This is a genomic window from Rathayibacter sp. VKM Ac-2856, from assembly GCF_013205055.1.
GTDB lineage: Bacteria > Actinomycetota > Actinomycetes > Actinomycetales > Microbacteriaceae > Rathayibacter.
This window is the reverse complement of record NZ_JABMLF010000001.1, coordinates 677,855-701,634: the sequence shown is the minus strand read 5'-3', so window position 1 is coordinate 701,634 and position 23,780 is coordinate 677,855. Positions and strand designations below refer to the sequence as shown.

Below are 23,780 nucleotides of genomic sequence, written 5' to 3'. Positions count from 1 at the left end.
GAGGGCAGTGCTACCGTGGTCGCGTGCGCTTCGGTCTGCTCCTTCTTAGCTGCCGCGACGAGATCTGATCCTCAGGCCTCCCTCGTCGCGGAGTCCGTCGTCGGCTGAATCAGACCATTCGTCACCACAGACCACCCGCGAGGTTCGATCCGCATACGGATCCCCGCGAGACGAGAGACAGGCGCGTTCGCGCGCCGGGAAAGCATCCTCATGAAGAACACCCAGAAGCCGACGTCGATGCCGATCGGCAAGTACAAGCCCTTCCACGAGCAGATCGTCGTCGAGCTGCCCGACCGCACGTGGCCGACCAAGCGCATCACCACGGCGCCGCGCTGGTGCGCCGTCGACCTGCGCGACGGCAACCAGGCGCTGATCGACCCGATGAGCCCCGAGCGCAAGCGGATCATGTTCGACCTCCTGGTCCGCATGGGCTACAAGGAGATCGAGGTCGGCTTCCCGAGCGCGAGCCAGACCGACTTCGACTTCGTCCGCAGCCTCATCGAGGAGGACGCGATCCCGGAGGACGTCACCATCCAGGTGCTGACCCAGGCGCGCGACCACCTGATCGAGCGCACCTACGAGTCGATCCGCGGCGCTCGCCAGGCGATCGTGCACCTCTACAACTCGACCAGCGTGCTGCAGCGCGAGGTCGTCTTCCGCAAGGACCGCCAGGGCATCATCGACATCGCCCTCGCCGGCGCGCGCAAGTGCCGCGAGATGGAGGCGTCGGTCCCCGGCACCGCCGTGTACTACGAGTACTCGCCCGAGAGCTACACCGGCACCGAGCTCGACTTCGCCCGCGAGATCTGCGACCGCGTCGTCGAGGTCTTCGAGCCGACGCCGGAGCGCAAGGTCATCCTGAACCTGCCCGCCACCGTCGAGATGGCGACGCCGAACGTCTACGCCGACTCGATCGAGTGGATGTGCCGCAACCTCGCCCAGCGCGAGAACATCATCGTGTCGCTGCACCCGCACAACGACCGCGGGACCGCGGTCGCCGCGGCGGAGCTGGGCTACCTGGCCGGCGCCGACCGCATCGAGGGCTGCCTCTTCGGCAACGGCGAGCGCACCGGCAACGTCGACCTGGTCGCGCTGGGCGTGAACCTGTTCACCCAGGGGATCGACCCGCAGATCGACTTCAGCGACATGGACGGCATCAAGCGCACCGCCGAGTACTGCAACCAGCTGGCCGTGCCCGAGCGCAGCCCCTGGGCCGGCGATCTGGTCTTCACCGCCTTCAGCGGCTCGCACCAGGACGCGATCAAGAAGGGCTTCGAGGCGATGGAGGCCGAGGCCGAGCGCACCGGCGTCAGCCGCGACGAGCTGACCTGGGCCGTGCCATACCTGCCGGTGGACCCGAAGGACCTCGGCCGCTCCTACGAGGCGGTCATCCGGGTCAACTCGCAGTCCGGCAAGGGCGGTGTCGCGTACCTGCTGAAGACCGACCACGCGCTGGACCTGCCGCGCCGGCTCCAGATCGAGTTCTCCGCCGTCGTGCAGGCGAAGACCGACGCCGAGGGCGGCGAGGTCACCAGCGAGCAGATCTGGTCGATCTTCCAGGACGAGTACCTGCCCGCGCCCGCGCACCGCGCCGAGGACAAGTGGGGCCGCTTCGAGCTGGCCCGCACGAGCACCTCGAGCGACCTGGGCGGCTCGATCGCCCTGGACGCCGTCCTGCGCGTCGGCGACGAGACGGTGACGGCGAGCGCGACCGGCAACGGTCCGATCAACGCCTTCGAGGCGGTGCTCGCGCAGCACGGCGTCGAGGTCCGCGTCTTCGACTACGTCGAGCACGCTCTCAGCGCCGGCGGCGACGCGCTGGCCGCCTCCTACGTCGAGTGCTCGGTCAACGGCCGCACCCTGTGGGGCGTGGGCGTCGACGCCGACATCTCGACCGCGTCGCTCAAGGCGATCGTCTCGGCGGTCAACCGCGCCCTGCGCGAGGAGGCCCCGGACCGCGAGCTGGCGACCGCGTCGGCCTGACCTCCGCGCGGGCGCGCTCCTCGTGCCCGTGTCCGCGGCGCGGGCCCGCTCCTCCTGGCCGAGTGACCCGCCGCGCGGGCGCTCCATGCTGGTCGAGTAGCCCGCTGCGCGGGCGCTCCATGCTGGTCGAGTAGCCCGCTGCGCGGGCGTATCGAGACCCACGTTCTGCAGGCGGTGGGTCTCGATACGCCGCGTTCCGCGGCTACTCGACCAGCATGGTGGGGTCGAGACCCGCGTCGTGCAGATGAGGGTCTCCGGTACGCCGCGTTCCGCGGGTGCTCGGTCGCGTCAGGCGCGGCCCTGCAGGATGAGGTTCCAGTAGACCCAGGGGAGCAGGTAGCGGTCCGCGAGGAAGGTGAGGCGCCGCTCCTTGGCGAGGCCCTTCCAGAAGGGGATCGTCGGCTTCGGGCGGTAGCGGTCGTCGAACTCGGCGAAGACGACGGTCGAGCGCGAGACGACGAACGGGCAGACCGAGTAGCCGTTGTAGACCTGCGGGAGCGGCTTCCCCTTGCGGGCCGCGACCAGGTTCTTCGCCAGCGTCTTCGTCTGCTGCCGCAGCGCTCCGCCCGACTTGGAGTTCGTGGTCGCCGCGGCGTCGCCCAGCGCCCACACCTCGGGGTGGCGCGGGTGGCGCAGCGTCAGCGGATCCACCTCGACGAAGCCGCCGACGCCGGACTCCGCCGTCAGCCCCGTCCCCGCCAGCCAGTCCGGCGCGGACTGCGGCGGCACCGCGTGCAGCACGTCGTAGGAGAGCGTCTCCCGCTGCTCCGTGCCGACCTGCCCGGCGTCGTGGTCGACCCCGAGCTGCGCGCCGCGGCGGTCGTCGCCGGCGATGACGATCGTCCGCCCGTCGGCGTCGACCTCGACCAGCTCGCGGCTGTAGCGGACGTCGATCCCGTACTCCGCCACCTTCCGCTCGAGCTCCGCGTCGATCAGCGGCATGCCGAACAGGGTCGGCGTCGGCACCACCAGCACGACGTGGATGTCGGCGAGGACGCCCGTCTCGCGCCAGTAGTCGCAGGCCAGGTACATCGGCTTCTGCGAGGCGCCGGAGCAGGTGCCGGGACCGCTGGGCTGCGTGAAGACCACCGTGCCCGAGCGGACGCCGCGGAGGACGCTCGACGCCTTCCGCGCGTAGTCGAACTCATAGTTCGAGACGCCGACCGGCGACGCCATCGCCTCGGCCAGGCCGGGCACCGCCGCCCAGTCCTTCTGGATGCCCGGGCAGACGACGAGGTCGCCGTAGCCCACCCGCCGACCGGAGGCCAGGGTGACCGTCCGGGCGACCGGATCGATCCCCTCGACGCGGTCCCGGATCCAGGTGACGCCCTTCGGGGTCACCTGGCCCTGCGGCCGGGTCGCCTTCGAGGCGGGAGCGGTGCCGCCGGCGACGTGGGAGAACATCGGCTGGTACAGGTGCGTCTCTCGCGGCTCGATGACGGCGACGTCGTCCACCCCGTAGCGGCGCAGGCGCCCCGCGACCGAGAGTCCGGCGTTGCCCCCGCCGATGATCAGCACGTCGTGTCGTTCGGTCGTGGAGGTGCCCGCAGCGCTCATGCGCTCACCCTAGGTCGGACCTCCGACACCGGCACGGGCTTCCGCGGGCCGCCCCGACGTGCTTGCGCCCGACGTGCTTCCGCCTCAGCTGCGCCGACGCCAGCCCAGGCGCGGCACGCGGCTGAGTGCCCGCTGCTCCGGCAGGCTCCAGCCGTAGCGGACGGCGAGCAGCCGGATGACCGCCGTCACCGCCACCGCGATCGGCGCCGCGTAGTCGATGACCATGCCGAACCGCAGCGCCACCACGAGCACCACCGTCCCGCCGGTGGCGGCGATCGCGTACAGCGAGCCCACGTGCATCAGCGCGATCGGCCGGTTGAGCAGGATGTCGCGGATCACCGACCCGCCGACGGCCGACACCGTCCCGACGAACACCGCGGGCACCTCCGGCACGCCGAGCGAGAGCGCCTTCGTCGTCCCGATGGCGCCGAAGAGGCCGATCGTCAGGGCGTCGAGCGCCGTGATCGTGCCGTCGACCCGGTTGAGCACGTGCTGCAGCAGCATCCCGAACAGCGAGGCCGTCACGGCGACGACGAGATAGGCGTTGGTGTGCAGCGCCACGAGCGGCGTCTGCAGCAGCAGATCGCGCAGCACGCCGCCGCCGAGCCCCGTCGCCGTGCCGATGATGGTGACGCCGAGCAGGTCGATCCGGCGGTCGCGGAACTCGCCCGCGAACATCGCGCCCTGGAGGCAGCCGATGGCGATCGCGAGGAGGTCGGCCCAGGCCGGGATCTCGAAGAGGGAGGCTGCCACCGAGACATCGTTCCACGGCGCGCATCGGGGAGGTGCGGTGCCGCCGCCGGCTTGTCAGGGGTGGGGAGGATAATCGACGACATGCCCACCTACCGTGACGAGGCCGTCGTGCTGCGCACCCACAAGCTGGGCGAGGCCGACCGCATCGTCACGCTGCTCTCGCGCGGGCACGGCAAGATCCGCGCGGTCGCGAAGGGCGTCCGCAAGACCGGCTCCAAGTTCGGCTCGCGGCTCGAGCCGTTCATGGTCGCCGATCTCCAGCTCTACGAGGGCCGCAGCCTCGACATCGTCACGCAGGCCGAGTCGCTCGGCGCGTACGGCGCGATCATCGCGGCCGACTACGACAGCTACACCGCCGCGAGCGCGATGGTCGAGACGGCCGACCGCCTGACCGACGCCGACGCGTCGCTGCAGCAGTACCTGCTCCTCGTCGGCGCCCTGCGCTCCCTCTCCAAGCACGAGCACGAGCCGGTGCTCACGCTCGACTCCTACCTGCTGCGCGCGCTCTCGATCGCGGGCTGGGCGCCGAGCTTCGAGGACTGCGCCCGCTGCGGGGCACCCGGTCCGCACGGCGCGGTCGTCGTCCAGCTCGGCGGGGTCGTCTGCGAGGACTGCACGCCGCCCGGCGCGCCGCGGGTGGCCCCCGAGGTGGTCGTCCTCCTCGGCGCCCTGCTCACGGGAGACTGGGGGCACGCCGAGTCGACGGAGCCCGCCACCCGCTCCCGAGCCAGCGGCGTGGTCGCCGCCTACACCCAGTGGCACCTCGAGCGCGGACTGAGATCTCTGGAGCACGTCACCCGATGAAGCCTTTCACCCACAGGGACGCCGAGCCGTTCCGCCCCCTCGACTGGACGGGCGTGCACCCGCCGGAGCTGCCGCGCAAGGCCGTCCCCGGGCACGTCGCGATCGTGATGGACGGCAACGGCCGCTGGGCCAACTCCCGCGGGCTGACCCGGGTGGAGGGGCACAAGCGCGGCGAGGCGTCGCTGCTCGACGTGGTCGCGGGGGCGATCCAGATCGGCGTGAAGCACCTCAGCGTCTACGCGTTCTCGACCGAGAACTGGAAGCGCTCGCCGGACGAGGTGCGCTTCCTGATGGGCTTCAACCGCGACGTGCTGCACCGCCGCCGCGACCAGCTCAACGAGTGGGGCGTGCGCGTGCGCTGGGCCGGGCGGAAGCCGCGACTCTGGGCCTCCGTGATCAACGAGCTGCAGTTCGCCGAGAAGCTGACCGAGGGCAACGACGTCCTCACCCTCACCATGTGCGTCAACTACGGCGGCCGCACCGAGATCGCCGACGCCGTCCAGCGGATCGCCGCCGAGGTGGCGGCCGGTCGGCTGAAGCCCTCCGGCATCACCGAGAAGACGATCGGCAAGGCGCTCTACCAGCCGGACATGCCGGACGTCGATCTCTTCGTGCGCTCCTCCGGTGAGCAGCGCACCAGCAACTTCCTGCTTTGGCAGAGCGCCTACGCCGAGATGGTCTTCCTCGACCGGCTCTGGCCCGACTTCACCCGCGAGGACCTCTGGGGAGCGATCGAGCACTACGCCGGTCGCAGCCGGCGCTTCGGCGGAGCGGTGGACGTGCCGGGGGCCTCGGCCTGAGCGGCTCCGGCTCCCGGCCCGCCGCTCAGCTCCCCGACTCGCAGCGGGTCCCGTCCGCCGGGAGCACGCCCGAGACGAGGTAGGCGTTCGCGATCGCGGTCGCGCACGGCGACTCCCGGTACAGGGCGCCGTGTCCGTCCTCGTCCACCTCGACGAGCGTGCTGTTCGTCAGCTCGGTCTCGTGCAGGCGCAGGGCGTCCGCGTGCGGTGTCGCGGGGTCGTGCAGGTTGGAGACGATGAGGATCCTGTTCCCGGTGCCGTACGACAGCAGCGGGTCGAGCCTGTCGTACTCGCCCCACCGGTCGCAGTCGCGGGCGGAGCCGCCCTCGTCGTCGACGCTGCCCAGGGGGCCCGAGGTCTCCTCCGGCTGGGCGCCGGCGTCCGTCGCACCGGGGACCGGGGGCACGGCGCAGTAGACGGCGTACTCGAGGGCTCGATCGACCACGGAGTCGCCGGTGCTCGCGACGATCTCGAGAGAGCCGGGATCGCCGGCCGCCGCTCCGGCGAGGACCTCGACCGTCTCGCGCCACGAGGACCGGGGCTCGTACATCCTGGTCACCAGGTACGACGCGAGCTCCTCGCCGCCCACCTCGGCCGGCTCGCCGTCGGGGCCGGTGGTCGTCCGGGGATCCGCGGTCAGGGCCTCGAAGAGCGCCGTCAGCTGCGCGGAGGCCTCGTCGCGGTCGCCGGTGAAGGGGCACGCTCCGAGCTCACCCGACGTGCAGGCCTCGAGCAGTCGCCCGACGCTCGCCTCGAAGCCCGGCAGGTCGCTGGTCCGGTTCAGCGAGACAGTGTCCGCGATGCCGTCCAGGACCATCCGGCCGACCGTGCCGGGGAAGAGGGTCGCGTAGACGCTGCCGATGTAGGTGCCGTAGGAGGCGCCGTAGTAGTCGAACTCCGGCTGATCGAGCGCCTGCCGCAGCAGCTCGTGGTCCATCACGACGTCGGTGGTGGAGGCATGGGTGGCGAAGGGGCCGGCCGTCGAGCAGGCCTCCACGGCGCCCTCGCCGTCCGCGGCGGACCCCTCGAGGTCGCAGCCGAGGTCCGTGGCGGGCGTGAGGCCCCGCGGCTCGATCCCCACCAGGTCGTAGGTCCTGAAGAGGGGAGCGGCGTCCGGCACGGTCGCGAGGCCGAGCGCCATGTCCCTCGCGGACGCTCCCGGTCCTCCCGGGTTCACCATCAGCACCGCGTCGTGGGACCCGCCTTTCGACACCCGGATGATCGAGAGGTCCACCGAAGCGGAGGTCGCGGGACGACTCCAGTCGATCGGCGCCGCGATCGTCCCGCAGGTCGTCTCCACTCCCTCGAGCTCGGGGTACTGCTCCGCATCGAGCTCGGGGACCTCCTCGCTGGGGCAGTCGGACCAGGACGGCTCGCCGTGCTCGGAGAGCCAGGAGGCCACGCGGGCACCTGCCTCGCCAGGGCTCACTGGCGTGGTGGTCGTGCCCGCGGTGCAGCCGGACAGGGTCAGCGCCACGAGGCAGCCCACCACGACGATCAGGTTCTTCTTCATCTTCTCCAGCTCTCGTGCGTCTCTCCGGGCGCTTCGACGGTGGCGCCCGATCGCGGCGAGGCGGACGGGTGCGAAGGGTCAGCGTAGGGAGCGGCGTCGTCGCCGGCCGGGCTGGCGTGCGACGACTGCTGTTCCCCGGTGCTCGCGGGAGGGCGGGCATAGAGTTCTCCGCCGGTCGGCGAGCGACCGGCGTCCGGGAGCGGCGGGCGGGCGCGGTCCCGGGGGCGGGACGGGACGGCCGACCCGTGGCTAGCATCGGATCATGACGGTCCCGAACTCCCACCCGCTCGACAGGACGGGGCCGCGGTCCCCGGCTCCGAGGCCGGAGACGCCTGTCCCGGCGTCCCCGACGATCGGGCGCTCGCGAGCGGCCGCGCCGGGGGAGGCGTCGTGATCCGCGTCGGGCTCGTCGGCTACGGACTCGCCGGCCGGATCTTCCACGCGCCCTTCCTGGCCGCGGACCCGGACTTCTCCCTGGTGGCGATCGCGACGAGCGACCCCGATCGCGGCGCGGCGGCCGCGGCGGCGCACCCCGGAGCGCGGATCGTCGCCGGTCTCGACGCCGTGCTCGCCGAGCGGCCCGACCTCGTCGTCCTCGCGACTCCGCCCTCGGTGCACCGCGAGCAGGCCGAGCAGGTGCTCGCCGCCGGCGTCGCGGTGGTGATCGACAAGCCGTTCGCGCCGAGCACGGCCGATGTCGACGCGATCCTCGCGGCCTCGCAGGCGGGCGGCGCGCCCGTGTTCGTCTTCCAGAACCGCCGCTGGGACGCCGATCTCCTCACGCTGCGCAGGCTCCTCGACGAGGGCGCGCTCGGCGAGGTGATCCGCTTCGAGTCGACTTTCGAGCGCTGGAGCGCCCCGAAGACCGGGCGCTGGCAGACGGCGATCTCCCCGGCGCAGGGCGGCGGCATCCTCTTCGACCTCGGCAGCCACCTCGTGGACCAGGCCCTCCTGCTCTTCGGACCCGCCGTCGTCACCGCAGCCGAGACCCGCGCGGTGCACGCGGGGAGTGCGAGCGAGGACGACGCCTTCGTCTCGCTCCGGCACGAGTCGGGCGTGCGCTCGCACCTGACGATGAGCCGAGTCGCCCGCGCCTCCGCGCCGCGCTTCCGGGTGCTCGGAACGCGCGCCGCCTTCTCGGTCGACGGGCTCGACCCGCAGGAGGGCGCACTCCGCGGCGGCGGGGATCCGCTCGACCACGACTTCGGCGTCGTGCCCCCGGGAGCGGAGGGCGTGCTGGTCGGCGAGAGCGGCTCCTCCGCCGTGCCGAGCGAGCGCGGCCGCTACTCCGCCTTCCTCGCCGGCGTCGCCCGCACGATGCTCGACGGTGCTCCGTCGCCGGTCGACGTGCAGGACGCGCGGGCCGTGGTCGCGCTGATCGAGCAGGCGCACGCCCTCGCCGCACGATGACGTGCGACGCGCCCGGAGCCGCTGCGAGGTTGGCGATCCGGGCGCCGAGGGGGATCCTCGGAGGGTGAGCTCCGCAATCACGGCCCCCGCCGACCTCCGCGCGCTGTTCCCCGGCGCACGCGGGTACCACAACGCCTGCACGCTCGGTCTGCTGCCGCGCGCGTCCGCCGCCGCCCTGCGCGCGGACCTCGACGAGTGGTCGGCCGGCCGCAGCAGCGCCGCGGGCTACGGGGCCGTCGTCGAGCGGGCGCGCGCCGCCTTCGCCGAGATCGCCGGGGTTCCCGTCGGGCGGGTGGCGATCGGCTCGCAGACCTCCGCGATGGCCGCCGTGCTCGCCGCGTCGCTGCCGGACGGCGCGCGCGTCCTCTGCGTCCACGGCGACTTCTCCTCGATCGTCTTCCCCTTCCTCGCTCAGGCCCACCGCGGCGTCGTCGTGCGCTCGGTGCCGCTGGAGGCGCTCGCCGACTCGATCGAGGACGCCGACGACCTCGTCGTCTTCTCGGCCGTGCAGTCCAGCAGCGGGGCGCTCGCGGATCTCGACGCGGTCGTCGAGGCCGCCGCCCGCCACGGCGTGCGCACGGCCTGCGACCTGACCCAGGCCGCGGGAGTGCTGCCGGTGGACGCCTCCCGCTTCGACGCGACCCTCACCCACGCCTACAAGTGGCTGTGCTCGCCCCGGGGCGTCGCCTTCCTCACCGTCTCGCCCGAGTACGCGGCCGAGCTGGTGCCGGTGCAGGCCGGCTGGTACTCGGGGGAGGACGTCTGGTCCTCCTGCTACGGACCCGCGATGCACCTGGCCGAGAACGCGCGGCGGTTCGACGTCTCGCCCGCCTGGCAGGCGTTCGTCGGGGCCGAGGCGTCGCTCGAGCTGTTCCGCTCCCTCGACCTCTCCTCGGTCTGGTCCCGCGCCTCGGGGCTGGGGGATCAGCTCTGCGAGCGGCTCGACCGTCCGCCGCAGCACCGGGCGATCGTGTCCTGGCCGGACGAGGACGGCGCCGATCTCGCGCGCCTCCAGGCCGCCGGGCTGCACGTCTCGGGGCGGGGCGGGCGCCTCCGGATCGCGTTCCACCTCTGGAACGACGAGTCGGACGTCGACCAGCTCGTGCGGGTGCTGCGGGAATAGCTCCCGGTCGCCGCGGTTGTCCTCCGAGTGAGCGAAGCGCAGACCCCCATCACCGTCGACATCTGGTCGGACATCGCGTGCCCGTGGTGCTACATCGGCAAGCGGAAGTTCGAGCGCGGGCTGGCCGCGTTCCGCGCCGCCCATCCGGACGCGCCGCAGGTCGCGGTCGAGTACCGCAGCTTCGAGCTGTCCCCGGAGACGCCCGAGGACTACCGCGGCGGCACGGCGGAGTTCCTCGCCCAGCACAAGGGCGTCCCGCTGGAGCAGGCGCAGCAGATGCTCGACTCCGTCACCGCCGTCGCCGCGGGAGTCGACCTCGACTACCACTTCGAGTCGGTCGTGCACGTGAAGACCGTCCGGGCGCACCAGGCCCTCCACCACGCGAAGGCGCAGGGGCTGCAGCTCGAGCTCACGGAGCGGCTGCTCCGCGCCTACTTCGTCGAGGGGCGCGACCTCGCGGATCCTCACGTCCTCGCCGCGCTGTCGGCCGAGGTCGGGATCGACGCCGAGGAGGCGCGGCGCGCGCTCGACGAGCAGCGGCACCTCGCCGACGTGCAGGCCGACATCGCCCAGGCGCGCGAGTACGGGATCAACGGCGTGCCGTTCTTCGTGCTCGACGGCCGCTTCGGGGTGTCCGGCGCGCAGGAGCCGACCGCCTTCACCGAGGTGCTCGAGCACGTGCTGTCGCAGCGGGCGGTCGTCTCATGACCGATCGTGTACCGAGCGGGCCGTTCGAGATGCTCGGCGCGGCGGACGTGCCGGTGTGCGAGGACGAGGTCTGCGCGGTCCCGGGTGATCCGGTCGACGCCGATCAGGCGCTCAGCGAGCAGGCTCCTCGACGGTGATGTCGGCGACCGTCGCTCCGTAGGCCGCGATCAGCGCGTCCGCGTCGACGAAGGCGCTCCGGCCGCCCGTGCCGGCGCCCATCGCGATCCGGCGGCCGACGATCCGCTCGTCCGCGACGACGGGCCAGGCGGTGGTGGAGCCGATCGGCGTGATGGTGCCGCGGCGGTAGCCCGTCGCCTCCAGCGCCACCGACTCGTCGGGCAGGCGGAGCTTGTTGACGCCGACCACCGCGCGCAGCAGCGGCCACGAGATCTGGCGCCCGCCGGGCACCAGCGCGAAGACGAAGCCGCCGTCGTGCCGCTTGACCACCAGCGACTTCACGATCGAGCCGGGCTCGATGCCCAGCAGCTCCGCCGCCTCGGCCAGGCTCCCGGCCTCGGGGCGGTCGACGAGCTCGACGTCGAGTCCGCGCTCCCGCGCATCCGCCTCGAACCGCGCCGGTCCGTCCTCCACAGCGTCGTTCCCGTTCATCCGTCCACACCTCTCCGCTCGACTCGCCTTCCCCAACACAGGATCTGGGAGAATCGATACCGATGTCCTCCACTCTCATGGCCGCCCCGCCCGCGCGCACCGCGCCGGCGCTCCGGATCGGCCCCCTCGAACTCGACGCCCCCGTCGTCCTCGCGCCCATGGCCGGGATCACCAACACCGCCTTCCGCCGGCTCTGCCGCGAGTTCGGCAACGGCCTGTACGTCAGCGAGATGATCACCTCCCGCGCGCTCGTCGAGCGCACGCCGGAGTCGATGCGCCTCATCCGCCACCACCCGAGCGAGAAGGTCCGCTCGATCCAGCTCTACGGCGTCGACCCGAAGACGGTCGCCGAGGCGGTCACCATGCTCGTCGCGGAGGACCGCGCCGACCACATCGACCTCAACTTCGGCTGCCCCGTCGCGAAGGTCACCCGGAAGGGCGGGGGAGCGGCCCTGCCGTGGAAGCTCCCGCTGTTCCGGCAGATCGTCGAGGGCGCGGTGAAGGCCGCGGGCGACGTCCCGCTGACCGTCAAGATGCGCAAGGGCATCGACTCGGACCATCTCACCTACCTCGAGGCCGGCCGGGCCGCGGAGGGCGCGGGAGTGGCGTCGATCGCGCTGCACGCCCGCACCGCCTCCGAGTTCTACAGCGGCCAGGCCGACTGGTCGGCGATCGCGACCCTCAAGGAGGCGATCTCCGCCGTCCCCGTGCTCGGCAACGGCGACATCTGGTCGGCCGAGGACGCGCTGCGGATGATGAGCGAGACCGGCTGCGACGGCGTCGTCGTCGGCCGCGGCTGCCTCGGCCGGCCGTGGCTCTTCGGCGACCTCGCGGCCGCCTTCGCCGGGTCGGACGAGCGCTTCACGCCGACCCTCGGGCAGGTCGCCACGGCCTTCCGCCGCCACGCCCAGCTCATCTGCGAGTTCTTCGAGAGCGAGGAGCGCGGCTGCCGCGACATCCGCAAGCACGTCGCGTGGTACTTCAAGGGCTACCCCGTCGGCGGCGACCTCCGCGCCCGGATGGCCTCGGTCGTCACCCTCGCCGAGCTCGACGAGCTGCTCGCCACGCTCGACCCCGACGTGCCGTACCCCGGCGAGGCGGCGGAGGGCCAGCGCGGCCGCGCGGGCTCGCCGAAGACGCCGTCCCTGCCCGACCGCTGGCTCGAGTCCCGCGAGCTGAACGCCGATCAGCGCGACGCCGTGTCGGCCGCCGAGATCCACCACAGCGGTGGATGACCGCGCGCTCTGGGGGTACTCGCTCGTCGACGTCGAGCGGTTCCTGCCGGAGGACCACAGCACCCGCCGCTCCGACTTCGCCCGTGACCGCGCCCGGCTCTTCCACTCCAGCTCGCTGCGGCGCCTGGCGGCGAAGACCCAGGTGCTGAGCCCCACGGCGGGCGTCGACTTCGCGCGCAACCGGCTGACCCACTCGCTCGAGGTCGCCCAGATCGGCCGCGAGCTCGCCACCAGCCTCGACCTCGACCCCGACGTCGTCGACACGGCCTGCCTCGCTCACGACATCGGCCACCCGCCGTTCGGCCACAACGGCGAGCGCGCGCTCAACACGTGGGCCGAGTCGATCGGCGGCTTCGAGGGCAACGCGCAGACCTTCCGCCTGCTCACCCGCCTCGAGCCGAAGGTGTTCGGCGACGACGACCGCCCCTACGGGCTGAACCTCACCCGGTCGAGCCTCGACGCCAGCTGCAAGTACCCCTGGCCCGACACCCGCTCCGTCGCCGACCCGTCCGGTCGTGCGAAGTACGGCTTCTACGCCGACGACGAGCCCGCCTTCACCTGGATGCGGGAGGGCGCCCCCGAGGGAGTCCGCTGCATCGAGGCCGAGGTGATGGACCTCTCCGACGACATCGCCTACTCGGTGCACGACTTCGAGGACGCGGTGTTCTCCGGCTACATCGACGTCGCCGCCCTCGGCTCCCGCACCGACCACGACGACCTGGTCGAGTCGATGCACTCCTGGGTGGGCGGCGAGATCGGGCACGACGAGCTCGTCGAGGCCTTCGACCGCCTCGACTCCCTCGACGTCTGGGTCGACTCCTGGGACGGCTCGCGCCGCGACCAGGCCCGGCTGAAGAACCTCACCAGCCAGCTCATCGGCCGCTTCGCCGGCTCCGCCACCGAGGCCACCCGCGCCGCCTACTCGCACCCCGACCTCGTCCGCTTCGGCGGCCACGTCGTCGTCCCGCGCGAGCAGCAGGCCGAGATCGCCGTGCTGAAGGGCATCGTCGCCACCTTCGTGATGTCCCGCAACACCCGCCAGCCCATCTACGCCCAGCAGCGCGAGGTGCTCACCCGCCTCGCCGACACCCTCCTCGAGCGCGGCGCCGGCGCCCTCGACGCCGGCTTCGCCGAGGACTGGAACGCCGCCCCCAGCGACGACGCCCGCCGCCGGGTCGTCGTCGACCAGGTGGCCAACCTCACCGACCAGAGCGCGCTCAGCTGGTTCGAGCGGCTGTGCCACTGACTCGAAGCGGGGCGTAGCCCCGCTTCTCGTCGGACGCCGGTCCCTGCCCGGCGTCCGCGCAGTCGGGCTGTGCTTGCTGGGACGCCCGTCCCTGCCGGGCGTCCGCGCGGTCGGCTCCTCGAGGTGGTGCGTTCCGCAGAGCGGGGAGCGGACGCCTAGCGCGATCCGCTGGCACGCGGATCACACGTTCGGCTGCACCCTGCGACGTGCTCGTCGTGCGGCCGCTCCTTCTCGCCTCCATGCTGGTCGAGTAGGGCGCGGAGCGGCCGTATCGAGACCGACGTGGTCGAGGGGTGGGTCTCGATACGCCGCGTTCCGCGGCTACTCGACCAGCATGGTGGCGGCCGCGTGCTTCGCACGGCGGAGGGGCGCGTGCTTCAGACAGCGGCGGTGCGCCGTGCTTGCTGGTCGAGGAGGGCGCGGAGAGGCCGTGCGGAAACGGCGGACTCGGTCGGGGCGGGGGTGGCGGCGGATACGATGGGAGGCATGCCTCGGATTCGACAGACGGATGTCGAGGAGGTCAAGGCCAGGGTCAACATCGCGGACGTCGTCGGCGAGTACGTGACCCTGAAGTCGGCGGGCGTCGGATCGCTCAAGGGGCTCTGCCCGTTCCACGACGAGCGCAGCCCGAGCTTCCACGTGCGCCCCCAGGCCGGCTTCTACCACTGCTTCGGCTGCCAGGAGTCGGGCGACGTCTACAGCTTCGTCATGAAGATGGACCACACCTCGTTCAGCGAGACCGTCGAGCGGCTCGCCGGCCGCATCGGCTTCCCGCTGCAGTACGAGGAGGGCGGCGGCCAGGCCCCCGAGACCGGCGGCCGCGCCCGCCTCATCGCCGCGAACAACGCCGCCGAGGAGTTCTTCCGCGAGCAGCTCGCGACCCCCGGCGCCGACGTCGGCCGCCGCTTCCTCGGCGAGCGCGGCTTCGACCGCGCCGCCGCCGACCGCTTCGGCGTCGGCTTCGCCCCCGACGGCTGGGACGGCCTCACCACCGCGCTGAAGCGCCGCGGCTTCTCCGAGGAGGAGCTCACCACCGCGGGCCTCGTCAGCAGCAGCAACCGCGGCGGCGTCTACGACCGCTTCCGCGGCCGCCTCGTCTGGCCGATCCGCGACGTCACCGGCCAGACCGTCGGCTTCGGCGCCCGCCGCCTCCTCGAGGAGGACAAGGGACCGAAGTACCTGAACACCCCCGAGTCGCCCGTCTACCACAAGTCCCAGGTGCTCTACGGGCTCGACCTCGCCAAGCGGGACATCTCCCGCGGCCACCGGGTCGTCGTCGTCGAGGGCTACACCGACGTGATGGCCTGCCATCTAGCCGGCGTGACCACCGCGGTCGCGACCTGCGGCACCTCCTTCGGCGTCGACCACATCAAGGTCCTCCGGCGGGTGCTCGGCGACGACAGCGGCGTCGGCGAGGTCGTCTTCACGTTCGACCCCGACGCGGCCGGCCAGAAGGCCGCCATGCGCGCGTTCCAGGAGGAGCACCGCTTCGCCGCGCAGACCTTCGTCGCCGTCGCGCCCGAGGGCCTGGACCCGTGCGACCTGCGCCTCAACCGCGGCGACGACGCGGTCCGCCGCCTCATCGACGACAAGAAGCCGATGTTCGAGTTCGTCATCCGCCAGCTGCTCGCGCGCTACGACCTCGACACGGTCGAGGGCCGGATCGCCGCCCTGCGCGCCGCCGCCCCCGTCGTCGCCGAGATCCGCGACCCCGCCCTGCGCCCCGGCTACTCGCGCGAGCTGGCCCGGATGCTCGGGCTCGACATGTCCGAGGTCAACTCCGCCGTCCGCTCCGCCGGCTCCCGGGCGCGGAACGCCCCCGGCGGCCGCGACGAGCGCCCGCAGGAGGACGCGCCGGAGGCCCCCGCCGGCGCCCGCCTCGCCGACCTGCCCGTCGACGTCGTCACCCGGATCGAGCGCGAGGCGCTGATGGCGATGCTCCAGCTGCCGCAGGCGATGGGGGAGAGCCTGCTCGCCCGGGCCGCGCACGCCGCGGTCACGAACGAGACCCTCCGCGTCGTCCGCGACGCCGTCGTCGCCAACCTCGAGCGCGCCCAGGACCGCGACTGGGTCGAGCACGTCGCGGCCGACGTCCCCGGGCCGTTCGCCTCGCTCGTGCGCCAGCTCGCCGTCGCGCCGATCCCGGCGGCCGACGAGGCGGGGCTCGCCCGCTACTCGAAGGACGTCGCGATCTCGCTGATCGAGCGCGACCTGCTGCGCGAGATCGCCGAGCTGCGCGGCGCCCTGCAGCGCGCCTCGTCCGATCCCGTGCTCTCCCGCGCCGTGCAGGTCCGCCTGGTCGAGCTGGAGCGCGAGAAGCGCGCGCTGCGCACCGAGTGACGACTCCCGGCCGTGCCGGGCCCTGCAGGGGGAGCGTGTTGCAGTCGTGTGAAGAAAACGCGCAGGGGCTCCCGCCGGTTCGGAGAGCGCTCCCGCATGTGTTACCACTGAGGAACAGCAATGCGGGCGCTCAGCGTCGTGGACCCCGCGCGCCCAGAGATCACCGTGCGCCTGAAAGACTGTGCGCCGGTGCGACACCGCTCCGCTCGGATTCCGTGCGAGTCGGACTCTGCGCCGCGGGTAAGCGTTCCACGCCGACGGCCGCATCCGATTTCTGACAGGAAGAGGCAGACGGAGATGACATCCGGATTCACCCGCGGTTCGCGGGCGCTCGGCACGGCAGCGGGCTTCGCCGCGGTCGCGCTCGTGCTGGCGGGCTGCTCCGCCGGCGGCGGGGACTCGACCGGCGGCGCCGCCGGCGGCACGCTCACCATCGGCACCACCGACAAGATCACCACCCTCGACCCCGCGGGCTCGTACGACAACGGCTCCTTCGCCGTGATGAACCAGGTGTTCCCGTTCCTGATGAACACCCCCTACGGCAGCCCGGACGTCGAGCCGGACATCGCCGAGTCGGCGGAGTTCACGGCGCCGACCGAGTACACGGTCACGCTCAAGGAGGGCCTCAAGTGGGCCAACGGCCACGACCTGACCTCCTCTGACGTCAAGTTCTCCTTCGACCGCCAGGTCGCGATCGCGGCCGAGAACGGCCCGTCGTCGCTCCTCGCGAACCTCGACAGCGTCGCGGCGCCGGACGACACCACCGTCGTCTTCACGCTGAAGTCGGACAACGACCAGACCTTCCCGCAGATCCTCTCGAGCCCCGCCGGCCCGATCGTGGACGAGGAGGTCTTCTCGGCCGACGAGCTGACCGCCGACGACGACATCGTCTCGGGTGACGCGTTCGCCGGGCAGTACACGATCGCCAACTACGACGTGAACAACCTCATCCAGTACAAGGCGTACGACGACTACCAGGGCGTGCTCGGCGAGGCGAAGACGGGCACCGTCAACGTCAAGTACTACGCGGACAGCTCGAACCTCAAGCTGGACATCCAGGAGGGCAACATCGACGTCGCGTACCGGAGCCTCTCCGCGACCGACGTCGAGGACCTCCGCGGGAACGACGCCGTCAAGGTCGTCGACGGTCCCGGCGGCGAGATCCGCTACATCGTCTTCAACTTCGACACCCAGCCCTTCGGCGCGACGACCCCCGAGGCCGACGCCGCGAAGGCGCTGGCCGTGCGCCAGGCGGCCGCGGACCTCATCGACCGCGACGAGATCGCCGACCAAGTCTACAAGGGCACCTACACGCCGCTGTACTCCTACGTCCCGGCGGGCCTCACCGGCGCGACCGAGTCGCTCAAGGGCCTCTACGGCGACGGCCAGGGCGGTGCCGACGCCGACAAGGCGGCGGCCACGCTCCAGGCCGCAGGCGTGACCACCCCGGTCACCCTCAACCTGCAGTACTCGAACGACCACTACGGTCCGTCCTCGGGCGACGAGTACGCGCTGATCAAGGACCAGCTCGAGTCGACCGGCCTGTTCACCGTGAACCTGCAGACGACCGAGTGGGTCCAGTACTCCAAGGACCGCTCGAGCGACGTCTACCCGGCGTACCAGCTCGGCTGGTTCCCGGACTACTCCGACGCCGACAACTACCTGTCGCCGTTCTTCATCAAGGAGAACTTCCTCGCGAACCACTTCGACGACGCCGACGTGCAGAGCCTCATCGCCGAGCAGGTCTCGACGACGGACGCCGATGCGCGCACCGCGCTGATCGAGGAGATCCAGGACAAGGTCGCGGCGCAGCTGTCGACCCTGCCCTACCTCCAGGGCTCGCAGGTCGCGGTCGTCGGCAGCACCGTGAGCGGAGCCGAGGACACCCTCGACGCCTCGTTCAAGTTCCGCTACGCGGCGCTCAGCAAGGGCTGATCCACCCCTCCGGCCGGCGCCTCCCCACCCGGGAGGCGCCGGCCGTTCTCCACGAAAGGCATCACGTGACGACAGCCACGACGGCTGCGGCGACGGCGCCCACCCGGCGTCCGCGCGGCTCAGGAGGAGGGCTCGGGCGCTACCTGCTCGTCCGCTTCCTGCTCATCATCCCGACCGTCTTCATCCTCGTGACGATGGTGTTCCTCCTCATGCGCTCCACGGGCGACCCGATCACCGCGGCGCTGGGAGGCAGGCTCACCGCCGACCAGCTGGCCGAGCGCGTGGCCGCCGCCGGCTACGACCGGCCGCTGATCGTGCAGTACTTCGAGTACCTCGGCAACCTGCTGCGCGGCGACTTCGGCACCACGCTGAGCGACAACCGCCCGGTGACCGAGGTGCTGCTGACCTACGGCGCCGCGACCGTCGAGCTCGCCTTCTACGCCCTGATCGTGGCGTTCCTGGTCGGCATCCCGCTCGGGATGCTCGCCGCCTACCACCGCGACCGCACGCCCGACGCGGTCCTGCGCATCTTCGCGATCCTCTGCTACGCGACCCCCGTCTTCTTCGCGGGTCTCCTGCTCAAGCTGGTCTTCTCGGTCTGGCTCAAGTGGTTCCCCGTGGCCGGCCGCGCGACGACGAACACCGAGCTCTCGCTGCAGTTCCTCGAGAACAAGACCGGCATCTACCTGATCGACGCGATCCAGACCGGCGATCCCGCCGCCGTGGCCGACGTGCTCTCGCACGCGGTGCTGCCGGCGGTCGCGCTGGGCCTGCTGACCGCGGGCATCTTCCTCCGCCTCGTCCGCACCAACGTGATCGGCACCCTCGGGACCGACTACGTCGACGCCGCCCGCTCGCGCGGCGTGAGCGAGTTCCGCCTGGTCCGCACGCACGCGTACCGCCCGGCGCTCATCCCGATCATCACCGTCATCGGCCTGCAGATCGCCCTGCTGCTCGGCGGTGCCGTGCTGACGGAGACGACCTTCGAGTGGAAGGGCCTCGGCTTCCAGCTGGCCGAGTACCTCCAGGCGCGCGACTTCGTCGCCGTGCAGGGCATCGTCGCCCTGCTGGCCGTGATCGTGGCGCTGACCAACTTCATCGTCGACGTCATCGCGGCGCTCATCGACCCGCGAGTGAGGTACTGACCCATGAGCACCACCACTCCGGCGCGCCCGCGCCGCCGCCTCGCCGACCGGCTGCCGGTCCTCCGCCAGCTCCGCCAGAGCGTCGGGCTCCAGCGCGGGATGCTCGTCACCGGTCTCGTCATCACCGGCGCGTTCCTCCTCGTCGCCGCCTTCGCCCCGCTGATCGCGCCGTACGGCTACTCGCAGCTGCGCACCGGCACCGAGTCGTTCGGCGCGCAGCAGCCGCCGAGCGCCGAGCACCTGCTCGGCACGACCGTCGGCGGCTACGACGTCCTCTCCCGCGTGCTCTGGGGCGCGCAGACCGCGTTCCTCGTCATCGTGGTCGCGGTCGTGCTGTCGATCTTCCTCGGCGTCTTCCTCGGCCTCGTCTCCGGCTACCTCGGCGGCTGGCTCGACCGCGTGCTCGTCGTGATCTGCGACGCCATCTACGCGTTCCCGACCCTGCTGCTCGCGATCGTGATGTCGATCGTCATCTCGGGCGGCCAGTCGAACCTCTGGTCCGGCATCTTCGCCGCCGCGGTCTCGATCACCGTCGTCTACATCCCGCAGTACTTCCGGGTCATCCGGGCGGAGACGGTGCGGATCAAGGGCGACGCGTTCGTCGAGTCCGCGAAGGTCATCGGCGCTTCGACGCCGCGGATCATGTTCAAGCACGTGCTGCGGAACGCCACGCGCACGCTGCCGCTGATCTTCACGCTCAACTCGTCCGAGGCGATCCTGACCCTCGCGGGCCTGGGCTTCCTCGGCTTCGGCATCGAGCCGACCTCGGCCGCCGAGTGGGGCTACGACCTCAACAAGGCCCTGTCCGACGTGACCAGCGGCATCTGGTGGACCTCGGTCTTCCCGGGCCTGGCCATCGTCCTCGTCGTCCTCGGCATCACGCTGGTCGGCGAGAGCCTCAACGACCTCGCCGACCCGCGCCTGCGCGGTCGGCGCGCGGTGGCCGCCGGTTCCGGCGACGTCGCCGCGACGTCCGTCGTCCCGGGTGGCACCCTCCCCGCGGACGGCCTGGAGACGCCGGGACACGATCCCGTCGCCGGAGTGGAGAAGACCCGATGAGCGTCCAGCGTCCCACCGACGGCGGCGGGCAGGCCGACTCCCGCCCGATCGTCGACATCCAGGACCTCGAGGTCGCCTTCGCCAGCGACCGCGGCGCGGTCCGAGCCGTCGCCGGCGTGAGCCTCCGGGTCGAGCGCGGCGAGGTGCTGGCCATCGTCGGCGAGTCCGGCAGCGGCAAGACCGTCACCGCCAAGTCGATCCTCGGGCTGCTGCCCGAGACGGCGACGGCCTCCGGTGTCATCCTGCTCTCGAAGAAGAACGGCAGCTCCTCCACCGATGTGGTGTCCGTGCCGAAGGCGCGGCTGCGCGAGCTCCGCGGCACCGACGTCGCGATGGTCTTCCAGGAGCCGGGCACCGCGCTGAACCCCGTCTTCACCGTCGGCTGGCAGATCGCGGAGGGACTGCGCGCCCACGCCTCGGTCCCGCGGAAGGAGGCGCGGCAGCGCGCGATCGACGTGCTGCGCACCGTCGGCATCCCGGAGCCCGAGAAGCGCGTCGACTACTACCCGCACCAGTTCTCGGGTGGGCAGAAGCAGCGCGTCGTGATCGCGATGGCGCTCGTGCTCGACCCCGGGCTGATCGTCGCCGACGAGCCCACCACGGCGCTCGACGTCACGGTGCAGGCCGAGATCCTCGACCTGCTGCGCCGTTGCCGCGACGACTTCGGCACCTCGATCGTCCTGATCACGCACAACATGGGCGTCGTCGCCGACCTCGCCGACCGCGTCGCGGTGATGTACCAGGGCGAGCTGGTCGAGGAGGCGCCGGTCGCCGAGCTGTTCGCCGCTCCGAAAGCCGAGTACACCCGCAAGCTGCTCGCCGCCGTGCCGCACGTGGGCCAGGGCGTCGCCCGGGCGAAGGAGCGCGCCATCGAGCGCGCCGGCGCACCCGAGGCCGAGACGCTCGTCCTCGCCGAGGACCTGCGGATCCAGTACCCGGGCCGGCTCGGCCGCCCCGGCTTCGTCGCGGTCGACGGGGTGTCCTTCCGCATCCGCGCGGGGGAGGTGCTGGGCCTCGTCGGCGAGAGCGGCTCGGGCAAGACGACCATCGGCCGCGCGATCGCCGGTCTCACCACCGTCACGGGCGGCTCGCTGCGCGTGCTCGGCAAGGAGATGCGCGGGATCCGCGAGCGGGCCTTCCGCCCCGTGCGCGGCGACATCGGCTTCGTCTTCCAGGACCCGGCGTCGAGCTTCAACCCGCTGCTCACGATCGCCGAGTGCGTCGCCGAGCCGCTGATCGTCCACGGCCGCGCCCGCGACGCCGGCGCCGCCCGGAAGCGCGTCGACGAGCTGCTCGAGGCGGTGCAGCTGCCGCGCGCCTACGGCGACCGCTACCCGCACGAGCTCTCCGGCGGCCAGCGGCAGCGCGCGAGCCTGGCGCGCTCGCTCGCGCTCGAGCCCAAGCTGCTGATCGCCGACGAGCCCACCTCGGCGCTCGACGTCTCGGTGCAGGCGCGCGTGCTCGAGCTCTTCGCGGAGCTGCAGCGCGAGTTCGGCTTCGCCTCGCTCTTCATCAGCCACGACCTCGCCGTCGTCGACCTCCTCGCCGACCGCATCGCCGTGCTCTACCGCGGCGAGCTGGTCGAGGAGGGCACGGGCGAGGAGGTGCTGTCCGCGCCGAAGCACCCGTACACGCAGCGGCTGCTGGCCTCGCTGCCGGTGCCCGATCCGGGGGAGCAGGCCGAGCGCCGCGAGCTCCTGCGGAGCATCGTGCAGGCGGAGCGGACGGCGTGAGCCGAGCCGCTGCCGCCTCGGCGCCCATCGTCGTCGACGACCTGAGCGTCGAGTACCCGCCCCGAGGGATCAGCGGGCGGTGGACGGCGCTGCGCGGCGTCAGCCTCCGCGTCGAGCCGGGCGAGGTGCTCGGCATCCTCGGTGGCAGCGGATCCGGCAAGTCGACCCTGGCCCGGGTGCTCGGCGGCGAGGGCCTGGACGGCTCGGCCGTCGGCAGTGCTCGGACCCGGCCGGTGATCATCGGCGGCCAGGCGACCGTCGCCGGGCACCGCCTGCGCGGCCTGCCGGCCCGCGAGGTCAAGCGGTTCACCTTCGACGTCGCGCACCTCGCGCAGGACGCCGGCGCGGTGCTCCGCCCCGAGCTGACCGTCTCCGAGCTGATCGCCGAGCCGATCTTCCTCCGCGACCGCCACTACGACCCCAAGAGCGCGGCGGTCCGGGTCGCGACGCTGCTCGACTCGGTGCACCTGCCGCTCTTCCTGCTCGACCGCTACCCCTACGAGCTGTCCAGCGGCCAGCGCCAGCGCGTCGCGATCGCCCGCGCGCTCGTGCTCGGCCCGACGGTGCTGATCGCCGACGAGCCGACGTCCGGGATCGACGCGACCGTCCGCGAGTCGATCGTCGACCTGCTGACGGACCTGCGCCGGCAGGAGGGCTTCGCCGCCGTCGTCGTCAGCCACGACATCGACGTGCTCAGCCGCGCCACCGACCGCATCGCGGTGCTGGTCGAGGGCGAGGTGGTCGCCTACGGCCCCCTGCTGGAGGTGCTCACCGAGTCGCGGCACCCCTACGTGCGCGAGCTCGGCGCGGCGTTCGCGGAGTTCGAGCGCTTCGACGCCGGCCGCGCCGCCCGTGCCGTGTCCGCGGAGGAGGCCGGATGAGCGCGCCGCGCATCGCCGTCCTGCCCCGGCCGAAAGCGGTCTTCACGGAGGCGATCGAGGCGGGCGGCGGCACGGTCGTCGACGTCGACGAGGCGGAGGCGCTGCTCTGGCTCTCCTACGGCCGGACCGACGAGCTCGCCGCGGTCCTCGCCGAGCACCCGGATCTGCGCTGGGTTCAGCTGCCCTGGGCGGGGGTCGACGTCTTCGCGCCGGTGCTCCGCGGCAGCCGGCGGGAGGGCCTGCGCTGGACGAGCGCGAAGGGCGCCTACGCCGAGCCGGTCGCCGAGCACGCCCTCGCGCTGACCCTCGCGCTGCTGCGCTCGCTGCCCGAGCGCGCCCGCGCCGACTCCTGGGGAGCGAAGCGCGCCAGGACCCTGCACCGCGCGAAGGTCGTGATCGTCGGAGCGGGCGGCATCGCCGTCGAGCTCCTGCGGCTGCTGAGCGTCTTCGACGCGCAGGTCACGGTGGTGCGCCGGAGCGCCGTCGCCGTGCCCGGAGCACAGCGCACCGTCACCGCCGAGCAGCTGCCCGACGCGGTCGCCGACGCGGACGTCCTGGTGCTCGCGGCCGCCGCGACCGACGGCACCGCGCGGCTGGTCGACGCCGCGCTGCTGCGGCGGCTGCCGGCCGAGGCCGTGCTGGTGAACGTCGCCCGGGGGAGTCTCGTCGACACGGACGCCCTCGTCGCGGCGCTCGCGGAGGGTCGGCTCGCCGGCGCCGCCCTCGACGTGACCGATCCGGAGCCGCTGCCCGACGGGCACCCGCTCTGGAGGGAGCCGCGCTGCCTGATCACGCCGCACTCGGCCGACACCCCGGAGATGACGACCCCGCTGCTCGCTGAGCGGGTCCGCGCCAACGTCGCCGCGTTCGCCGCAGGGCGCGATCTGCTCGGCGTCGTCGACCCGGAGCTCGGCTACTGATCCAGGATTTGGAGTTCGCGCAGACT

Annotated in this window: 19 protein-coding genes; 15 read left to right on the top strand and 4 right to left on the bottom strand. The window is 72.4% G+C overall.

The genetic code is table 11. From position 1 onward, the window contains the following. Positions 1-210 precede the first annotated feature (210 nt). On the top strand, positions 211-1,983 hold the full coding sequence (leuA, locus tag HQQ82_RS03280) for a 2-isopropylmalate synthase (RefSeq protein ID WP_173231635.1): 1,773 nt from the start codon (positions 211-213) through the stop codon (positions 1,981-1,983). 288 nt (positions 1,984-2,271) lie between these two features. Here leuA and HQQ82_RS03275 read toward each other — a convergent pair whose 3' ends face one another. After that, a complete protein-coding gene (locus HQQ82_RS03275) occupies positions 2,272-3,540 on the bottom strand; it encodes an NAD(P)/FAD-dependent oxidoreductase (RefSeq protein ID WP_173231634.1) in 1,269 nt (422 codons plus the stop codon). Positions 3,541-3,624: 84 nt separating this feature from the next. Continuing rightward, positions 3,625-4,293 (bottom strand): trimeric intracellular cation channel family protein, encoded by a 669-nt coding sequence (locus HQQ82_RS03270; RefSeq protein ID WP_367947791.1) that lies wholly within the window; start codon positions 4,291-4,293, stop codon positions 3,625-3,627. An 81-nt stretch (positions 4,294-4,374) separates the two neighbouring features. On the opposite strand from HQQ82_RS03270, the gene recO reads away from it, so the two are divergent. Both recO and HQQ82_RS03260 read left to right on the top strand, forming a co-directional pair. Next, on the top strand, positions 4,375-5,097 hold the full coding sequence (gene recO, locus HQQ82_RS03265; RefSeq protein WP_173231633.1) for a DNA repair protein RecO: 723 nt from the start codon (positions 4,375-4,377) through the stop codon (positions 5,095-5,097). Continuing rightward, the gene (locus HQQ82_RS03260; RefSeq protein WP_173231632.1) at positions 5,094-5,897 is read left to right on the top strand and encodes an isoprenyl transferase; all 804 of its coding nucleotides are present in this window, start codon (positions 5,094-5,096) and stop codon (positions 5,895-5,897) included. The genes recO and HQQ82_RS03260 overlap by 4 nt, the downstream gene beginning before the upstream one ends. A gap of 25 nt (positions 5,898-5,922) precedes the next feature. Here HQQ82_RS03260 and HQQ82_RS03255 read toward each other — a convergent pair whose 3' ends face one another. Then, the gene (locus HQQ82_RS03255; RefSeq protein ID WP_173231631.1) at positions 5,923-7,410 is read right to left on the bottom strand and encodes an alpha/beta fold hydrolase; all 1,488 of its coding nucleotides are present in this window, start codon (positions 7,408-7,410) and stop codon (positions 5,923-5,925) included. 390 nt (positions 7,411-7,800) lie between these two features. Here HQQ82_RS03255 and HQQ82_RS20495 point away from each other — a divergent pair, with 390 nt between their 5' ends. The 3 genes from HQQ82_RS20495 to HQQ82_RS03240 all read left to right on the top strand — a co-directional run bounded on the left by HQQ82_RS20495 (position 7,801) and on the right by HQQ82_RS03240 (position 10,651). Next, positions 7,801-8,820: a Gfo/Idh/MocA family oxidoreductase gene (locus tag HQQ82_RS20495; RefSeq protein WP_173231630.1), complete on the top strand. Its 1,020-nt coding sequence runs from the start codon at positions 7,801-7,803 to the stop codon at positions 8,818-8,820. 64 nt (positions 8,821-8,884) lie between these two features. Then, positions 8,885-9,943: an aminotransferase class V-fold PLP-dependent enzyme gene (locus HQQ82_RS03245; protein ID WP_173231629.1), complete on the top strand. Its 1,059-nt coding sequence runs from the start codon at positions 8,885-8,887 to the stop codon at positions 9,941-9,943. A 27-nt stretch (positions 9,944-9,970) separates the two neighbouring features. Next, positions 9,971-10,651, top strand: a complete 681-nt coding sequence (locus HQQ82_RS03240; protein WP_173231628.1) for a DsbA family oxidoreductase — start codon at positions 9,971-9,973, stop codon at positions 10,649-10,651. 111 nt (positions 10,652-10,762) lie between these two features. On the opposite strand, the gene HQQ82_RS03235 is transcribed toward HQQ82_RS03240, so the two are convergent. Beyond that, positions 10,763-11,260: an aminoacyl-tRNA deacylase gene (locus HQQ82_RS03235; protein WP_173231627.1), complete on the bottom strand. Its 498-nt coding sequence runs from the start codon at positions 11,258-11,260 to the stop codon at positions 10,763-10,765. A gap of 62 nt (positions 11,261-11,322) precedes the next feature. On the opposite strand from HQQ82_RS03235, the gene dusB reads away from it, so the two are divergent. From dusB to HQQ82_RS03190, 9 genes are all read left to right on the top strand, one after another. Next, the gene (gene dusB / locus HQQ82_RS03230; RefSeq protein ID WP_173231626.1) at positions 11,323-12,495 is read left to right on the top strand and encodes a tRNA dihydrouridine synthase DusB; all 1,173 of its coding nucleotides are present in this window, start codon (positions 11,323-11,325) and stop codon (positions 12,493-12,495) included. Further along, positions 12,488-13,741: a deoxyguanosinetriphosphate triphosphohydrolase gene (locus tag HQQ82_RS03225; RefSeq protein WP_173231625.1), complete on the top strand. Its 1,254-nt coding sequence runs from the start codon at positions 12,488-12,490 to the stop codon at positions 13,739-13,741. Before dusB ends, HQQ82_RS03225 begins: the two co-directional genes overlap by 8 nt. A gap of 486 nt (positions 13,742-14,227) precedes the next feature. Continuing rightward, the gene (gene dnaG / locus HQQ82_RS03220; RefSeq protein WP_173231624.1) at positions 14,228-16,081 is read left to right on the top strand and encodes a DNA primase; all 1,854 of its coding nucleotides are present in this window, start codon (positions 14,228-14,230) and stop codon (positions 16,079-16,081) included. Positions 16,082-16,378: 297 nt separating this feature from the next. Further along, positions 16,379-18,016, top strand: a complete 1,638-nt coding sequence (locus tag HQQ82_RS03215; RefSeq protein ID WP_173231623.1) for an ABC transporter substrate-binding protein — start codon at positions 16,379-16,381, stop codon at positions 18,014-18,016. Between the two features lie 65 nt (positions 18,017-18,081). Then, the gene (locus HQQ82_RS03210; RefSeq protein WP_173231622.1) at positions 18,082-19,161 is read left to right on the top strand and encodes an ABC transporter permease; all 1,080 of its coding nucleotides are present in this window, start codon (positions 18,082-18,084) and stop codon (positions 19,159-19,161) included. Positions 19,162-19,164: 3 nt separating this feature from the next. Beyond that, positions 19,165-20,220: an ABC transporter permease gene (locus HQQ82_RS03205; protein ID WP_173231621.1), complete on the top strand. Its 1,056-nt coding sequence runs from the start codon at positions 19,165-19,167 to the stop codon at positions 20,218-20,220. Further along, on the top strand, positions 20,217-21,953 hold the full coding sequence (locus HQQ82_RS03200) for an ABC transporter ATP-binding protein (RefSeq protein ID WP_173231620.1): 1,737 nt from the start codon (positions 20,217-20,219) through the stop codon (positions 21,951-21,953). The genes HQQ82_RS03205 and HQQ82_RS03200 overlap by 4 nt, the downstream gene beginning before the upstream one ends. Next, complete coding sequence (locus tag HQQ82_RS03195; protein ID WP_367947790.1) at positions 21,950-22,834, top strand: ATP-binding cassette domain-containing protein; 885 nt, start codon at positions 21,950-21,952, stop codon at positions 22,832-22,834. Before HQQ82_RS03200 ends, HQQ82_RS03195 begins: the two co-directional genes overlap by 4 nt. Beyond that, a complete protein-coding gene (locus HQQ82_RS03190; RefSeq protein WP_173231619.1) occupies positions 22,831-23,754 on the top strand; it encodes an NAD(P)-dependent oxidoreductase in 924 nt (307 codons plus the stop codon). Before HQQ82_RS03195 ends, HQQ82_RS03190 begins: the two co-directional genes overlap by 4 nt. The last annotated feature ends 26 nt before the right edge of the window (positions 23,755-23,780 follow it).

What these genes read in the sequence shown, in the direction of transcription:
- HQQ82_RS03205 (WP_173231621.1), top strand. Translation starts at nt 19,165, where the DNA reads ATGAGCACCACCACTCCGGCGCGCCCGCGCCGCCGCCTCGCCGACCGG.
- HQQ82_RS03275 (WP_173231634.1), bottom strand. Translation starts at nt 3,540, where the DNA reads ATGAGCGCTGCGGGCACCTCCACGACCGAACGACACGACGTGCTGATC.
- HQQ82_RS03235 (WP_173231627.1), bottom strand. Translation starts at nt 11,260, where the DNA reads ATGAACGGGAACGACGCTGTGGAGGACGGACCGGCGCGGTTCGAGGCG.
- leuA (WP_173231635.1), top strand. Translation starts at nt 211, where the DNA reads ATGAAGAACACCCAGAAGCCGACGTCGATGCCGATCGGCAAGTACAAG.
- HQQ82_RS03260 (WP_173231632.1), top strand. Translation starts at nt 5,094, where the DNA reads ATGAAGCCTTTCACCCACAGGGACGCCGAGCCGTTCCGCCCCCTCGAC.
- recO (WP_173231633.1), top strand. Translation starts at nt 4,375, where the DNA reads ATGCCCACCTACCGTGACGAGGCCGTCGTGCTGCGCACCCACAAGCTG.
- dusB (WP_173231626.1), top strand. Translation starts at nt 11,323, where the DNA reads ATGTCCTCCACTCTCATGGCCGCCCCGCCCGCGCGCACCGCGCCGGCG.
- dnaG (WP_173231624.1), top strand. Translation starts at nt 14,228, where the DNA reads ATGCCTCGGATTCGACAGACGGATGTCGAGGAGGTCAAGGCCAGGGTC.
- HQQ82_RS03215 (WP_173231623.1), top strand. Translation starts at nt 16,379, where the DNA reads ATGACATCCGGATTCACCCGCGGTTCGCGGGCGCTCGGCACGGCAGCG.
- HQQ82_RS03255 (WP_173231631.1), bottom strand. Translation starts at nt 7,410, where the DNA reads ATGAAGAAGAACCTGATCGTCGTGGTGGGCTGCCTCGTGGCGCTGACC.
- HQQ82_RS03190 (WP_173231619.1), top strand. Translation starts at nt 22,831, where the DNA reads ATGAGCGCGCCGCGCATCGCCGTCCTGCCCCGGCCGAAAGCGGTCTTC.
- HQQ82_RS03200 (WP_173231620.1), top strand. Translation starts at nt 20,217, where the DNA reads ATGAGCGTCCAGCGTCCCACCGACGGCGGCGGGCAGGCCGACTCCCGC.